This is a genomic window from Neobacillus sp. PVCKKU3 (assembly GCF_058323225.1).
The window spans coordinates 63,980-78,871 of the sequence record NZ_JBLVQN010000012.1; the positions used below are offsets into that span (position 1 = coordinate 63,980).

General features: G+C 43.2%; 14 protein-coding genes. 13 read left to right on the forward strand and 1 reads right to left on the reverse strand.

Features of this window, described 5'->3' with window-relative positions:
* Positions 1-78: 78 nt before the first annotated feature.
* Positions 79-162: a stage V sporulation protein SpoVM gene (spoVM, locus tag ACNQGS_RS10430; RefSeq protein WP_042356285.1), complete on the forward strand. Its 84-nt coding sequence runs from the start codon at positions 79-81 to the stop codon at positions 160-162.
* A 142-nt stretch (positions 163-304) separates the two neighbouring features.
* Here spoVM and rpmB read toward each other — a convergent pair whose 3' ends face one another.
* Positions 305-493: a 50S ribosomal protein L28 gene (rpmB, locus tag ACNQGS_RS10435; protein ID WP_007087786.1), complete on the reverse strand. Its 189-nt coding sequence runs from the start codon at positions 491-493 to the stop codon at positions 305-307.
* Positions 494-776: 283 nt separating this feature from the next.
* Here rpmB and ACNQGS_RS10440 point away from each other — a divergent pair, with 283 nt between their 5' ends.
* From ACNQGS_RS10440 to smc, 12 genes are all read left to right on the forward strand, one after another.
* On the forward strand, positions 777-1,139 hold the full coding sequence (locus ACNQGS_RS10440; RefSeq protein ID WP_213116367.1) for an Asp23/Gls24 family envelope stress response protein: 363 nt from the start codon (positions 777-779) through the stop codon (positions 1,137-1,139).
* 15 nt (positions 1,140-1,154) lie between these two features.
* A complete protein-coding gene (locus ACNQGS_RS10445; RefSeq protein ID WP_491487244.1) occupies positions 1,155-2,837 on the forward strand; it encodes a DAK2 domain-containing protein in 1,683 nt (560 codons plus the stop codon).
* Between the two features lie 113 nt (positions 2,838-2,950).
* Positions 2,951-3,613, forward strand: coding sequence for an L-serine ammonia-lyase, iron-sulfur-dependent subunit beta (sdaAB, locus tag ACNQGS_RS10450; RefSeq protein ID WP_491487245.1), 663 nt, complete (start codon positions 2,951-2,953; stop codon positions 3,611-3,613).
* A 27-nt stretch (positions 3,614-3,640) separates the two neighbouring features.
* Complete coding sequence (sdaAA, locus tag ACNQGS_RS10455; protein WP_213116364.1) at positions 3,641-4,525, forward strand: L-serine ammonia-lyase, iron-sulfur-dependent, subunit alpha; 885 nt, start codon at positions 3,641-3,643, stop codon at positions 4,523-4,525.
* Positions 4,522-6,570 (forward strand): ATP-dependent DNA helicase RecG, encoded by a 2,049-nt coding sequence (recG, locus tag ACNQGS_RS10460; RefSeq protein ID WP_491487246.1) that lies wholly within the window; start codon positions 4,522-4,524, stop codon positions 6,568-6,570. Before sdaAA ends, recG begins: the two co-directional genes overlap by 4 nt.
* Before the next feature lie 211 nt (positions 6,571-6,781).
* Positions 6,782-7,348, forward strand: a complete 567-nt coding sequence (gene fapR / locus ACNQGS_RS10465) for a transcription factor FapR (protein ID WP_491487247.1) — start codon at positions 6,782-6,784, stop codon at positions 7,346-7,348.
* Positions 7,349-7,360: 12 nt separating this feature from the next.
* The gene (gene plsX / locus ACNQGS_RS10470; RefSeq protein WP_284037542.1) at positions 7,361-8,362 is read left to right on the forward strand and encodes a phosphate acyltransferase PlsX; all 1,002 of its coding nucleotides are present in this window, start codon (positions 7,361-7,363) and stop codon (positions 8,360-8,362) included.
* Between the two features lie 13 nt (positions 8,363-8,375).
* The gene (fabD, locus tag ACNQGS_RS10475) at positions 8,376-9,323 is read left to right on the forward strand and encodes an ACP S-malonyltransferase (protein ID WP_491487248.1); all 948 of its coding nucleotides are present in this window, start codon (positions 8,376-8,378) and stop codon (positions 9,321-9,323) included.
* Complete coding sequence (gene fabG / locus ACNQGS_RS10480; RefSeq protein ID WP_213116359.1) at positions 9,320-10,063, forward strand: 3-oxoacyl-[acyl-carrier-protein] reductase; 744 nt, start codon at positions 9,320-9,322, stop codon at positions 10,061-10,063. Before fabD ends, fabG begins: the two co-directional genes overlap by 4 nt.
* Positions 10,064-10,128: 65 nt before the next feature.
* Positions 10,129-10,362: an acyl carrier protein gene (gene acpP, locus ACNQGS_RS10485; protein WP_213116358.1), complete on the forward strand. Its 234-nt coding sequence runs from the start codon at positions 10,129-10,131 to the stop codon at positions 10,360-10,362.
* Positions 10,363-10,514: 152 nt separating this feature from the next.
* The gene (gene rnc, locus ACNQGS_RS10490; RefSeq protein WP_491487249.1) at positions 10,515-11,261 is read left to right on the forward strand and encodes a ribonuclease III; all 747 of its coding nucleotides are present in this window, start codon (positions 10,515-10,517) and stop codon (positions 11,259-11,261) included.
* A gap of 51 nt (positions 11,262-11,312) precedes the next feature.
* On the forward strand, positions 11,313-14,879 hold the full coding sequence (gene smc, locus ACNQGS_RS10495; RefSeq protein WP_491487250.1) for a chromosome segregation protein SMC: 3,567 nt from the start codon (positions 11,313-11,315) through the stop codon (positions 14,877-14,879).
* The last annotated feature ends 13 nt before the right edge of the window (positions 14,880-14,892 follow it).

Consider the following 14,892-nt stretch of genomic DNA (forward strand, 5'->3'; position numbering starts at 1 on the left):
TTGAATAAAATGGTAAGGGCGTACGGATTTAGGGTAAAGAATAAAATGTTAGACGTGAGATTTGTGAGGAGGGACAGTATGAAATTTTATACAATTAAACTGCCGAGATTTTTAGGTGGAATTGTCCGAGCGATGATTGGCGTGTTTAATAAAAAAGAATAGGAAAAAGGCCTCATTCCCCAAAATGGGCTTATTACCTTTCATAAACCTAAAGCACCCATTCGAATAAAATGGGTGCTTTTTATTTTTATATTAGGACAAAATAAAAGAAAATGAGGCTGTCACATGACAGCCTCACTAAAAATTATACGCGTTCTACTTTACCGGATCTTAACGCTCTTGCAGAAACCCAAACACGCTTTGGTTTTCCATCAACAAGGATACGTACTTTTTGTAGGTTAGCACCCCATGTACGCTTGTTAGCGTTCATAGCGTGAGAACGGGCGTTACCAGTAGTGGTTTTCTTTCCAGTTACTACACATTTGCGCGGCATTAAATTTCCCTCCTTAACACGAAAAGCTTAACCAGTATTCTAGATACTAATCATATAGAAAAATGGCATAGCCAAATTTTCTGTCTTAAGATACCTTAATAATTTATCACACAACCATTATGAATGCAATAGCTTAGTTAAATGGTTTCAAGAAAAAAACCTTGACATTACCCTGAAATAAATGCTGTTATAGTAAACGTACCAGGAATGACTTTCAATATTTAAGCTACTATAGTAAAATGACTGTAGTTAAAGAGCAATTTTTCAGGAGGGGGAACGATTCATGTCCATTGAATTAAAAACGAAGTACGGACAAATTGATATTTCAAATGAAGTAATCGCAACCATTGCCGGAGGAGCTGCGGTAGAATGCTATGGAATTGTCGGCATGGCCTCTAAAAATCAGATCAAAGATGGCATAACTGAAATTCTTAGAAGAGAAAATTTCACCCGCGGTGTCATTGTCCGCCAGGAAAATGAAGCGTTACATATTGATATGTATATTATTGTCAGCTATGGAACCAAGATTTCTGAAATTGCTCACAACGTGCAATCAAAGGTTAAGTACACCCTTGATAAGACAGTTGGACTTGCCGTTGATTCGGTTAATATTTTCGTTCAGGGAGTTCGTGTGACGAACCCGTAGTAAGGAGTGAAGTTTGTGTCAATTACAGCATTAGATGGAAAACGTTTTGCCGAGATGATTATTCAAGGCGCCAATCATCTCTCAGCCAATGCTAAAATGGTAGATGCTCTGAACGTTTTTCCAGTTCCGGATGGCGATACAGGGACTAATATGAATTTATCCATGACCTCCGGTGCAAAAGAGGTTAAAAATAATGTCCAAGAACATATTGGTAAAGTGGGGGTTTCTCTCTCAAAAGGACTGCTCATGGGAGCACGGGGAAACTCTGGCGTTATTCTTTCGCAATTGTTCCGCGGTTTTTCTAAAGCAATCGAAGCTAAAGCAATCATCAATGGAAAAGAATTTGCAGGAGCGCTTGAGGCCGGGGTTGAAACTGCTTATAAAGCTGTTATGAAGCCGGTTGAAGGAACAATTCTGACTGTTGCCAAAGATGCTGCAAAAAAAGCTGTGCAGACTGCGCAAAAATCAAATGATATTGTTGTTATTATGGAAGATGTTCTCAAGGAGGCTAAAGCTTCCCTAAAGCGTACGCCTGACCTATTGCCTGTTTTAAAGGAAGTCGGGGTTGTTGATTCCGGCGGGCAGGGGCTTGTCTGTGTGTATGAAGGCTTTCTTGCTGAATTAAAGGGAGAAAAACTGCCGGACTCACCAGAAGGCATGCCATCAATGGATGAATTAGTTAATGCCGAGCATCATAAAAGCGTTCAGGGCCATATTAACACTGAAGATATTGAATTTGGCTACTGTACAGAGTTTATGGTTCGTTTTGAAACAGAAAAGATAGCAAAGCATCCATTTAATGAGACTGCTTTCCGCAATGATCTAAGCAATTATGGAGATTCGTTATTGGTGATCTCTGATGATGATATTGTGAAAGTTCATATTCATTCCGAGCAGCCTGGTGAAGTATTAACATACGGTCAGCGCTACGGCAACCTTATTAATATGAAAATTGAAAATATGCGCCAGCAGCATTCCAATATTGTTGGAGAAACACATACTCCGCTTGCCACTGCGGTGAAAGAAACAACAAAAGAAAAGCAGGAATACGGAATTGTTGCTGTCTCAATGGGCTCGGGCGTTGCCGACCTTTTTAAGAGCATCGGGGCACATGCAGTTATTGAAGGCGGCCAGACGATGAACCCAAGCACAGAGGATATTGTCAAGGCTGTCAAAGAAGTAAATGCCAAAAAAGTATTTATTTTGCCGAATAATAAAAACATCATTATGGCTGCTGAGCAGGCTCGCGATGTATCGGATGAAGAAATTTATGTGATTCCATCCAAAACCGTTCCGCAAGGGCTTTCCGCTCTGCTTGTCTTTAATCCTTCCACAGATGCTGAGGCAAATGCTGCTGCCATGACGGAGGCGCTAAGCCATGTGAAAACCGGACAAATCACCTTTGCCGTCCGCGATACACAAATCGATGGATTGGATATTGAAACTGGGGATTTCATGGGGATTGCCGAAGGGAAAATTGTTGTTAAAAATAAAGATAAAGAAAAAGCAGCGGAAGACCTGTTATCAAACATGCTTGATGAAGATTCTGAAATTCTTACCATCATTTATGGTGAAGATGTGACAGAGGAAGAACTCAGCCAGCTTACCGAATTCGTTGAAGAAAAATTTAACGATGTGGAAATAGAGGTTCATAATGGCAAACAACCATTATATTCTTATATCTTTTCAATTGAATAAATAACGGCTAAAATAGAAGGGGGTCCCAAGGGACCACCCTTCTTTTTTTTGATAATATATACTAACCATTTTTTAATAAAGATAGAAAGACATAGGCAAGGGGGAATAAATTCATGAAGTATAGAAGCGTATTTGATATCATTGGCCCGGTCATGATTGGTCCTTCAAGCTCTCACACTGCCGGTGCTGCGAGAATCGGCCGCGTCGCTAGAAGTTTATTTGGCAGGGAGCCAAAATGGGCAAATATTTCGTTATACGGATCCTTCGCGCAAACGTATAAGGGTCACGGTACGGATGTTGCAATTGTGGGCGGATTATTGGATTTCGATACAGACGATAAAAGGATTATCAAAGCTATTGAGATTGCTGAAGGAAACGGAATGAAAATTCGCTTCATTGAAGAGGATGCAGTTACAGACCACCCCAATACCGCTAGAATCATAATTGGCGATCACAATGGGGAGCTTGAATTAGTAGGCATTTCCATTGGCGGCGGAAAGATTGAAATCATCGAGTTGAACGGTTTTGAATTGAAGCTTTCTGGCAATCACCCTGCTATCTTAGTTGTTCATAATGACCGGTTCGGTGCCATTGCAAGTGTCGCCAATGCACTGGCGAAATATGAAATTAATATTGGCCATATGGAGGTTTCCCGTAAGGAAGTTGGAAAAATGGCCCTGATGACAATTGAGGTCGACCAAAATATTGATGATACCCTGATCGAGGAACTCGAACAGCTGCCAAACATCTTGAAGGTCACAAAAATTGTTGATTAAACATACACAGCGAAAGGGGGTCATTTTATGTTTCGTAATGTAGCAGAATTAGTAGAACTGGCCAACAGTCAAAATAAAAAAATTTCCGAAATTATGATTGAGCAGGAAGTCACCGTAACGGGACGGTCCAAGGAAGAAGTAATCGGCTTTATGGACCGTAACCTCAAAGTGATGGAAGAAGCAGTTGAGCGCGGATTGAAAGGGGTTACTTCCGTTACCGGCTTAACGGGCGGAGATGCAGTACTATTGCAAAAATATATTGAAAAAGGCAATTTCTTATCCGGTGAAACGATTCTCGATGCCGTCAGCCGGGCTGTCGCAACAAATGAAGTAAATGCGGCGATGGGAACGATTTGTGCCACACCGACTGCCGGATCAGCAGGTGTCGTTCCAGGGACGTTGTTTGCTGTAAAGAAAAAGTTGCACCCAACAAGAGAGCAAATGATTTCGTTTTTATTTACCGCCGGAGCGTTCGGCTTTGTTGTTGCAAACAATGCCTCCATATCCGGTGCTGCCGGGGGCTGCCAAGCCGAGGTGGGATCGGCAGCAGGAATGGCCGCAGCAGCAATCGTCGAAATGGCCGGAGGAACTCCGGAACAATGTGCCGAAGCAATGGCCATCACATTAAAAAATATGCTTGGCTTAGTTTGTGACCCGGTTGCCGGTCTTGTGGAAGTGCCTTGTGTAAAGCGAAATGCCATGGGTGCAGCCAATGCCATGGTAGCCGCAGATATGGCACTTGCCGGAATCAAAAGCCGAATTCCATGCGATGAAGTGATTGACGCAATGTATAGAATTGGCCAATCAATGCCAACAGCCTTAAAAGAAACAGCGCAGGGAGGGTTAGCGGCAACACCAACTGGCCGGGCGCTGCAGGCCAAAATTTTCGGAATGCCGCTTACAGAAAAGTGAATCCATATCTAAACCAGCCAATAACAGTTATAAAGGGCATAGGTGACGAAACGGCGGAAATTTTTTCAGAAATGAACATTTTCAGCATTCATGATTTATTGGAATATTTCCCCTATCGTTATGAGGATTACCGTCTTCGCGATTTGATGGAAGTGCAACATGACGAGAAGGTGACGATCGCAGGGAAGGTTCAAAGCGAACCTTCTCTTGTCTATTATGGCAGGAAGAAGTCAAAGCTCTCCTTCCGCTTTTTTGCAGGACAATACTTAATCAAAGTCGTTTTCTTTAACCAGCCCTATTTAAAAAATAAAATCACCATCAATGAAACGTTAACAATTACAGGAAAGTGGGATGCCCATCGACAGACGATTACTGCCAGTGAACTCCAGATGGGGGAAAATGCGAAAGGTAAAGATTTTGAACCTGTATATTCTCTTAAAGGAAGACTGACAACAAAGGGCATGCGTAAATTTATTAACTTAGCTTTTCAACAATTTGGAACGTATATTGATGAAACGCTGCCGGAATACTTCATAACAAAATATCGGCTTTTAAACAGGAGAGATGCCATAAAAGCGATGCATTTTCCTGGCGGCGGGGAGGATCTCAAGCAGGCGAGACGGCGCTTTGTGTACGAGGAATTTCTAATCTTTCAGCTAAAAATGCAGGCACTTCGGAAGTTTGAGCGTGAGCATTCACCGGGGATCAGCCAAAACTATGACCTTGGGAAATTAAAGGAATTCATCGCCCGCCTGCCGTTCCCATTAACAAATGCCCAGAAACGAGTTGTAAATGAAATACTATCCGACCTTAAGTCGCCTTATCGAATGAACCGCCTGCTCCAGGGAGATGTTGGATCAGGAAAAACGGTGGTGGCAGCGGTTGGTCTGTACGCAAGTGTTACGTCAGGCTATCAGGGAGCGCTGATGGTACCGACGGAAATATTGGCTGAGCAGCATGCAGAATCATTGAAAACCTTGTTGGAACCTTTTGGAATAAAGTGTGAATTGCTGACAAGCTCCATAAAAGGGAAGCGCCGCCGGGAAATCCTTGAGCAGCTTACGAATGGAAATATTGATATTTTAATAGGGACACATGCGTTAATTCAGGATGAAGTAACATTTAAGAAATTAGGTTTTGTTATTACCGATGAGCAGCATCGCTTCGGTGTGGAGCAGCGCCGTATCCTGAGGGAAAAGGGAGAAAATCCAGATGTGCTGTTCATGACTGCCACCCCGATACCCCGGACGCTTGCCATTACCGTTTTTGGCGAGATGGATGTATCCATCATTGACGAAATGCCTGCTGGCAGGAAAACGATTGAAACCTATTGGGCCAAACCAGAAATGCTTGAACGGGTATTGGCGTTTGTAGAAAAAGAATTACAGAAGGGCCATCAGGCATACGTTATTTGTCCATTAATTGAGGAATCGGAAAAGCTTGATGTGCAAAATGCTATTGATGTGCATGCAACATTAAGCAGCTATTTTCAAAATCGCTTTACAGCAGGGCTGATGCATGGGAGATTAAGCTCTGAGGAAAAGGATTCCGTTATGAAGGCGTTCAGTGCAAACGAGGTTCAAGTGCTCGTCTCGACAACTGTAGTTGAGGTTGGCGTGAATGTGCCCAATGCAACAGTCATGGTTATTTATGATGCAGAAAGATTTGGTCTCTCCCAGCTTCATCAGCTCCGTGGCCGTGTCGGCCGGGGGAGTGATCAAGCCTATTGCATTTTGCTTGCCAGTCCAAAATCAGAGACAGGCCAGGAAAGAATGCGGATCATGACGGAAACCAATGATGGTTTTGTATTAAGTGAAAAAGATTTGGAGCTAAGGGGACCGGGAGACTTTTTTGGCAAAAAACAAAGCGGCATGCCAGAATTTAAAGTAGCCGATATGGTTCATGACTACCGCGCCCTCGAAACCGCCCGAAGTGACGCCGCCACCCTAATCCAATCCGAAACCTTATGGAAATCGGAAGAATATCAAATTTTAAGAAATCAGCTTGAAGACTCCGGCGTACTTGAAGGGGAGAAGCTGGATTAGTTTTTTGCTACGTACAAGTTACAATCGTGATGATTGGAGCGGAGGGGGCTCGACTCCTGCGGGAGTACGGGACAGGGGAGCCCCCGGAGCGGAAATCAACACTTTATAAGTAAAAAGCAGACTGCAGGAGAAAACTAATCCTTGCAATCTGCTTTTTTAAATTTTATACTACTCTTAGTACCTAGTCATAAGTTTTCGGACGGTGTGAAAAATGAGAAGAAGCAAAAAAGAACGTCAGCAGCTGCTTAGCTCAACCATTCAAGAAAATCCATTTATAACCGATGAAGAGCTTGCTGAAAAGTTTCAGGTAAGTGTCCAAACAATTCGCTTAGACCGCCTGGAATTATCGATACCCGAGCTTCGCGAACGAATTAAAACAGTCGCTGAAAAACGCTTCGATGATGAGGTTCGTTCCCTTCCGCTTGAAGAAGTAATTGGGGAAATCATTGATATCGAATTAGACCAAAGCGCCATCTCCATTTTTGATGTAAAAGAGGAGCATGTTTTTAAACGAAACCAAATTGCCCGGGGCCATCACTTATTCGCCCAGGCAAATTCGCTTGCTGTTGCGGTCATTAACGATGAATTAGCATTAACGGCAAAAGCCAACATCCAATTTAAGCGCTCCGTAAGATTAAATGAACGGGTCATTGCCAAAGCAAGGGTCATGAATATTGATGATGTGACGGGCCGGACGTTGGTCCAGGTATCAAGCTTCGTAAATAATGAACTTGTTTTTACGGGTGATTTTCAAATGTACCGTTCGAAAAACAACTAAAGGATGAGACATATGAAACTTGCGATTGATGCAATGGGCGGAGATAATGCCCCAAAGGAAATCGTTTTGGGAGCCATGAAGGCGGTAGAAACCTTTCCAGACTTACATATCACCCTTGTCGGGGATGAAAATAAAATTAACGAAACTTTAAAGAAACATGACCGGATTACGGTTTTACATACGACAGAAGTTATTCTCGGAACAGATGAACCGGTAAGAGCAGTCCGCCGAAAAAAAACGGCCTCAATGGTTCTAGCGGCGCAACAAGTTGCCGACGGTGCAGCAGATGCCTGTTTGTCCGCGGGGAATACGGGTGCGCTTATGGCTGCCGGACTTTTTGTGGTCGGAAGAATTGAAGGAATTGACCGGCCTGCCTTAGCCCCGACTCTGCCGACCATAGGTGGGGAAGGATTTTTATTGCTTGATGTGGGCGCTAATGCAGATGCCAAACCGGAACATCTAGTGCAGTATGCCATCATGGGCTCTATTTATAGTAAAAAAGTAAGAGGGATTGAGAGTCCGCGTGTCGGACTTTTAAATATTGGAACAGAAGAGAAGAAAGGCAATGAACTAACAAGACATGCCTTTGATCTTTTAAAACAGGCCGACTTGAATTTTGTTGGCAATGTCGAGGCCCGTGATCTGCTTGATGGCGTCGCTGATGTCGTCGTAACGGATGGTTTTACAGGTAACATGGTATTGAAAACCATTGAGGGAACGGCCCTTTCCATGTTTAAAATGTTAAAAACAGCGCTGATGAGCAGTTTTACAAGCAAGCTGGCAGCAGCCGTTTTAAAACCGAATTTAATGCAGTTAAAAGGTAAGCTGGATTATTCAGAATATGGCGGGGCAGGGTTATTTGGCTTAAAGGCACCGGTTATTAAGGCGCATGGTTCGTCAAATGCCCAGGCTGTCTTTAGTGCCATCCGCCAGACAAGAGAGATGGTTACAAACGATGTAGTCGGCTTAATTAAACAAACCGTCGAAGCAAATAACGAAACCATAGTACGATAGGGGGATTCTTATTTTGAGTAAAATAGCTTTTGTGTTTCCTGGGCAAGGTTCCCAAACAGTTGGAATGGGTAAAGACCTGGCAGAAAAATATCCTGAAGTGATGTCCTATTTTAAAAAGGCGGATGAAACTCTTAAAGTCCCTTTGAGCCAGCTGATTTTTGAAGGGCCTAAAGAAGATTTGACACTGACAATTAATACACAGCCAGCCCTTTTAACAACCAGTTTGGCGGTTTTGTCGTTCTTCCAAAATTCAGGGGTTAAACCAGACTTTGTCGCCGGTCACAGCTTAGGGGAGTATACAGCCCTTGTAGCGGCAGGCGTGATGAGTTTTGAAGAAGGCGTATATGCCGTTAGAAAAAGAGGCGAGTTCATGGAAAATGCCGTGCCTAATGGGGAAGGCTCCATGGCGGCAGTTCTTGGTCTTGATCGGGATAAGTTAGCTGCGGTAACCGAAGAAGTGACTAATGAGGGCAATCCGGTGGCACTGGCCAATTTAAATTGCCCAGGGCAGATTGTCATTTCCGGATCCAAAAAGGGTGTTGAAGATGCAGGAGCGAAAGCAAAAGAGGCAGGTGCCAAAAGGGTCCTGCCATTGGAAGTGAGTGGTCCGTTCCATTCACCGCTGATGAAGCCTGCATCCGGACAATTGCGTGAAGTTTTAGATGGAATCGATATGAAAGATGCCGAGGTACCGGTAGTTGCTAACGTATCGGCTGAGCCGGTAACCTCCGCAGCTGAAATTAAGGATAAATTAATTGAACAGTTATATTCACCTGTTTTATGGGAAGATTCTGTTCAAAAAATGATTGAATTAGGTGTCGATACCTTTATTGAAATTGGTCCGGGCAAGGTTCTTTCCGGCTTGATCAAGAAAATCGATAAAGCGGTGAAAATCTATTCTGTATCAGATGAGGAAAGTTCACTCGCAGTAATCGACGCGTTGAAGGAGGAAAAGCTATGAGTTTAGCAGGAAAAGCTGCTCTTGTTACCGGTGCATCACGGGGAATCGGCAGGGAAATTGCTCTTGAATTGGCAAGGCAGGGCGCAAATGTAGCTGTTAATTTTTCCGGAAGTGAAGCTAAGGCAAATGAAGTTGTCGACGAGATTAAGGCTCTCGGCCAAGAAGCTTTCGCGATTAAATGTAATGTTTCAAATACTGAAGAAGTAAGTGAAATGGTCAAGGCAGTTATTGAGCAATTTGGCAGGCTCGACATCCTTGTTAATAATGCTGGAATAACAAGGGATAATTTGTTAATGAGAATGAAGGAAGAAGAATGGGATGATGTCCTCAATATTAATCTCAAGGGAGTCTTCCTGGTCACAAAGGCTGTTACAAGACAGATGATGAAACAGCGGGTTGGCAGAATTATTAATATTTCCTCTGTTGTCGGCGAAAGTGGAAATCCTGGACAGGCCAATTATGTGGCAGCGAAAGCCGGTGTGATTGGTTTAACGAAAACAACCGCAAAGGAACTGGCGTCCCGCAATATTACGGTTAATGCGATCGCCCCAGGGTTTATTACAACAGATATGACCGATAAACTGCCTGAGGATGTAAAAGCGGAAATGTTAAAACAAATTCCGTTAGCTAGACTTGGCGAACCAAAGGACATCGCCAAAGCCGCAGCATTTCTTGCTTCCGATGATTCTGCATACATTACAGGACAAACGCTGCATATCAACGGCGGCATGGTAATGTAAAAAATAAAAAACAATTTGTATTCATTCAGGAAAATCACTATAATACTTGAGGGGAGGTGAAAGTGATGGCAGAAGTATTAGAGCGTGTAACAAAGATCATCGTTGACCGTTTAGGAGTAGACGAATCTCAAGTTAAACTTGAAGCGTCTTTCAAAGACGACCTTGGCGCAGATTCCCTTGACGTTGTAGAACTAGTGATGGAATTAGAAGATGAATTCGATATGGAAATTTCCGACGAAGATGCCGAAAAAATCAGCACTGTTGGTGATGCTGTGACCTACATAGAAAGCCAAAAGTAATCTTCTTGGAATAATTCCTAAAGCTCCGTTTTCAAACGGAGCTTTATTCTGTAATATAGAACTTGGCACAACAATTGCCAAGTTTCTTTGCGTTTTACACGTAAATTACTTAAACTTAGGCTATGCAAATTGGAAACAAGGTGGAGAATTTAATGCGCAAGAACTGGAAGGAAAAAGAAATTAACAATCGCGCAAACGAAAAACAATTTAAGGAACTGCAAAATTCAATCGGTGTCATATTTGAAAACGAAAAATTACTAAAACAGGCTTTCACCCATTCATCATATGTGAATGAGCATCGCAGAAAACCTTTTGAAGATAATGAGAGGCTCGAATTTTTAGGAGACGCTGTGCTGGAACTGACGATCTCCCAATTCCTTTTTAAAAAATATCCGACTATGACCGAAGGAGAATTGACCAAGCTTAGAGCTGCCATAGTATGTGAACCATCCCTGGTAGCATTTGCGAATGAACTTCATTTTGGCAAACTAATCTTGCTTGGCAAGGGTGAAGAAATGACCGGCGGCAGGGAGCGCCCTGCTCTTTTGGCCGATGTGTTTGAAGCGTTCATCGGCGCTCTCTATTTGGATAAAGGAATCGAAGTGGTTATTCAGTTTCTTGAAAAGGTCGTTTTTCCTAAAATTGATGCTGGTGCTTTTTCTCATGTGATGGATTTTAAAAGCCAATTGCAGGAGCTAATCCAAAGAGATGGATCAGGCATGATTGAATATTGTGTCCTTCAAGAAAAAGGCCCTGCACATAGCAAGGAGTTTGTCTCTAAAGTGACCTTAAACGGCGCTGAGCTTGGCGTAGGTACAGGAAGGTCGAAAAAGGAAGCAGAACAGCATGCCGCTCAAATGGCACTACAAATGTTGAAAAATGAGTCAGCCCAGAATTAACAAAAGAAGTTTTTGAGGAGAAATCCCCGGGCATTTTAGGAGGATTAATGAATGTTTTTAAAACGGTTGGACATTATTGGCTTTAAATCCTTTGCGGAGCGAGTTGGCGTGGAGTTTGTCCCTGGCATTACCGCAGTGGTTGGTCCAAATGGGAGCGGCAAAAGTAATATTACCGATGCCATCCGCTGGGTGTTGGGGGAGCAATCGGCCAAATCACTGAGAGGCAGCAAAATGGAGGACATCATTTTTGCCGGCAGCGATACGCGAAAAGCGGTCAATTTTGCCGAAGTAACCTTGACATTAGATAATCAGGATCAGGGACTCTCGATTGATTATAACGAAGTAAGTGTCACGAGAAGGGTGACTCGCTCAGGGGATAGCGATTTTTATATTAATAAACAGCACTGCAGGCTAAAGGATATTATTGATTTATTCATGGATTCCGGGCTTGGCAGGGAAGCCTTCTCAATCATAAGCCAAGGAAAGGTAGAAGAAATTTTAAACAGCAAGGCTGAAGACCGAAGGACTATTTTTGAGGAAGCGGCCGGGGTATTAAAATATAAGAACCGCAAGAAAAAGGCAGAATTGAAGCTTTCAGAAACCCAGGAGAACCTCAATCGCGTTCATGACATTTTATTTGAGCTGGAAAGCCAGGTAGAACCATTAAAAATTCAGGCATCCATGGCCAAAGACTATTTGGAGAAAAAGGAAGAGCTTGAAAAATTTGAGGTTTCGTTGACGGTGTATGAAATTGAAGACCTCCATCAAAAGTGGGAAAGCCTTTCGAAACAGCTTGATGAGCATCAACACGAAGAACTTGGGATTTCTTCGGATTTGCAGCTAAAAGAAGCAAAGATTGTTGAAATAAGGGATCAAATTGCTGCGTTGGATGAGTCGATAACCGACCTTCAGAATGTCCTCCTTCATGCCAGTGAAGAGCTTGAAAAGCTTGAAGGGCGTAAGGAGGTTCTGAAAGAACGGAAGAAAAACGCATCGCAAAATAAAGATCAGCTCAAGCAAAATATCAATGATTTAACGAATCGTATCGCCGAGCTGTCAGGTGCCAGGGACTTGCAAACTGAGACTTTCAACACATTGGAGAAACAGGTTAAGGAATTGCAGGCCCAACTGAAGGAAAAGCAAGAGAAGCTTCAGTTGTTTGCGGAAAATTTGGATGAGAAAATTGATAGCTTAAAGAGTGAGTATATTGACCTGTTAAATGAGCAGGCCGGTGCTAAAAATGAGTGGAAATACATTAACGAACAGCTTGAGCAGCAGGATCATAAAAGTGCGCGGCTTGATGCGGAAAATGAAAAATTCCTGTTAGAACGGGAGACGGCCCTAACTAAAAAGCAGCAGGTTCAGTCTTCTTTAGTTGACATTCAGGCTAAGCTGGAAGCACAGGTTGTCACCTTCCGCGAGCAGCAGCGAAAGCTGGAGTCACTCAGGGCCAATTATCAAAAACAGGAAAAAACATTATACCAAGCATATCAGCTGCTTCAGCAGGCAAAATCAAAAAAAGAAATGCTCGAAGAAATGGAAGAGGATTTTGCAGGCTTTTTTCAAGGGGTTAAGGAAATCCTTAAGGAGCGTGGAAAAAAGCTTGCCGGCATTGAAGGTGCCGTTGCTGAACTCGTCACTGTTCCCAAGGAATATGAAACAGCTCTTGAAACAGCCTTCGGCGGGGCGCTGCAGCATATCGTCGTAGATACTGAGGAAAACGCCCGCAAGGCAATTGGATACCTTAAACAAAATTCTTTTGGCCGCGCCACCTTCTTACCATTAACGGTCATTAAAGGGAGGCCCTTATCAGCGGCTCAATTGAATTTAATACATCACCATCCGGCTTTAATTGGAACGGCCGTAAGCCTCGTTCAGTTTGACGGGAAATATGCAGAGGTTATGAATAATCTCCTTGGTAATGTAGTCATCGCAAAGGACCTAAAAGGGGCTAATGAACTGGCAAAGATGCTGCAATATCGGGTACGCCTGGTAACCCTAGACGGGGACGTCGTAAATCCTGGCGGTTCGATGACAGGTGGTGCCGTCAAACAAAAAAGTTCATCTTTATTATCACGAAAAACAGAGCTAGAGGGTTTAAAAGAAAAACTGGTCATCATGGAAGATAAAACGGCTGATTTAGAGAAGACCGTTAAATCCCTGAAAGAGGAAGTACAGACCTCAGAGGCTGCGCTTGAGGAAATCCGCAAATCCGGGGAGGATTTAAGACTATCGGAACAGTCGATTAAAGGGGATTTACGAGAAGCGGAGCTAGAAGAAAAGAATATTAATGACCGATTGGCCATTTATGATTTGGAAAAGAATCAAATAGCCAAAGACCGTTCAGAACTTTTGGCAAGAAAAACGAAGGTGTCCGACTCACTCGAAACATTTAAAAAGACCATTGCTGACTTGGATCAGAAAATCCTGATCCTGACAGATCAAAAGACAAAGGATTTAACATCCAAAGAATCGCTCACCACTGCGATAAATGAACTTAAGATTGAATTTGCCTCGAAAAATGAACAGTTTTTACATGCAAAAGAACGGCTCGAGCAAATGAAGCGGGATATAGTTGAAAACGATCAAAAGCTGACTATTTTCACCGAGGACCTGAATTTCCTGACAGCGGAAATGACTAACAGTTCAACCGGTGAGGAGCAGCTAGAGGAAGCCGCCAAACGCAAGCAGCAGGACAAAGAAAATACGCTTAAGCTGATTGCGGCCAGGAGACAGGAACGCCTTGAGCTGCAGGGCGACCTGGAGAATTTGGAGCTTGAAACAAAGGAATTAAAACGAGTTCATAAAGGATTAACCATCGCCATCAAGGACGAGGAAGTAAAAATGAACCGTTTGGATGTAGAGCTTGAAAACAGGCTGACGCATCTTAGAGAGGAGTATTTATTATCCTTTGAGGGAGCCAAGGAGCAATTCCCACTAACTGTTCCGGTCGAAGAAGCCCGCAAAAAGGTGAAATTGATTAAGCTTGCCATTGAAGAGCTAGGCCATGTTAATCTTGGTGCGATTGAAGAATATGAGCGGGTATCGGAACGCTATGAATTTCTAAGTGAACAAAAGGCTGATCTTCAAGAAGCAAAGGATACACTATTCCAAGTCATTGGAGAAATGGATGAAGAGATGAAGAAACGGTTCAGCCAAACCTTCGAGGGAATCCGGGAACATTTTGAACCGGTTTTCCGGGCATTATTTGGCGGCGGCCGCGCAGATCTAATCTTAACAGAGCCAGAAGATCTTTTGAATACCGGTGTTGAAATCGTTGCCCAGCCGCCTGGTAAAAAACTGCAAAATCTAGGGCTTTTGTCTGGGGGAGAGCGGGCCTTAACGGCGATTGCTCTGTTATTTTCGATTTTAAAGGTACGGCCTGTTCCATTCTGTATCCTTGATGAGGTTGAAGCCGCCTTAGATGAGGCCAATGTCCACCGTTTCAGTCAATATTTAAAACGCTTTAGTAAGGAAACCCAGTTTATTGTTATCACTCATCGAAAAGGGACAATGGAGGGTGCTGATGTCCTTTACGGGGTGACAATGCAGGAATCAGGCGTATCAAAGCTTGTATCGGTCCGCTTGGAGGATACCAAAGAACTAGTAGAATCATAAGATCAGGAAGTGA

Excerpts from the sequence above, each read along its gene's own strand:
- spoVM (WP_042356285.1), top strand. The coding sequence starts at position 79 with ATGAAATTTTATACAATTAAACTGCCGAGATTTTTAGGTGGAATTGTC.
- rpmB (WP_007087786.1), bottom strand. The coding sequence starts at position 493 with ATGCCGCGCAAATGTGTAGTAACTGGAAAGAAAACCACTACTGGTAAC.
- ACNQGS_RS10440 (WP_213116367.1), top strand. The coding sequence starts at position 777 with ATGTCCATTGAATTAAAAACGAAGTACGGACAAATTGATATTTCAAAT.
- sdaAB (WP_491487245.1), top strand. The coding sequence starts at position 2,951 with ATGAAGTATAGAAGCGTATTTGATATCATTGGCCCGGTCATGATTGGT.
- sdaAA (WP_213116364.1), top strand. The coding sequence starts at position 3,641 with ATGTTTCGTAATGTAGCAGAATTAGTAGAACTGGCCAACAGTCAAAAT.
- fapR (WP_491487247.1), top strand. The coding sequence starts at position 6,782 with ATGAGAAGAAGCAAAAAAGAACGTCAGCAGCTGCTTAGCTCAACCATT.
- plsX (WP_284037542.1), top strand. The coding sequence starts at position 7,361 with ATGAAACTTGCGATTGATGCAATGGGCGGAGATAATGCCCCAAAGGAA.
- fabG (WP_213116359.1), top strand. The coding sequence starts at position 9,320 with ATGAGTTTAGCAGGAAAAGCTGCTCTTGTTACCGGTGCATCACGGGGA.
- acpP (WP_213116358.1), top strand. The coding sequence starts at position 10,129 with ATGGCAGAAGTATTAGAGCGTGTAACAAAGATCATCGTTGACCGTTTA.
- rnc (WP_491487249.1), top strand. The coding sequence starts at position 10,515 with ATGCGCAAGAACTGGAAGGAAAAAGAAATTAACAATCGCGCAAACGAA.
- smc (WP_491487250.1), top strand. The coding sequence starts at position 11,313 with ATGTTTTTAAAACGGTTGGACATTATTGGCTTTAAATCCTTTGCGGAG.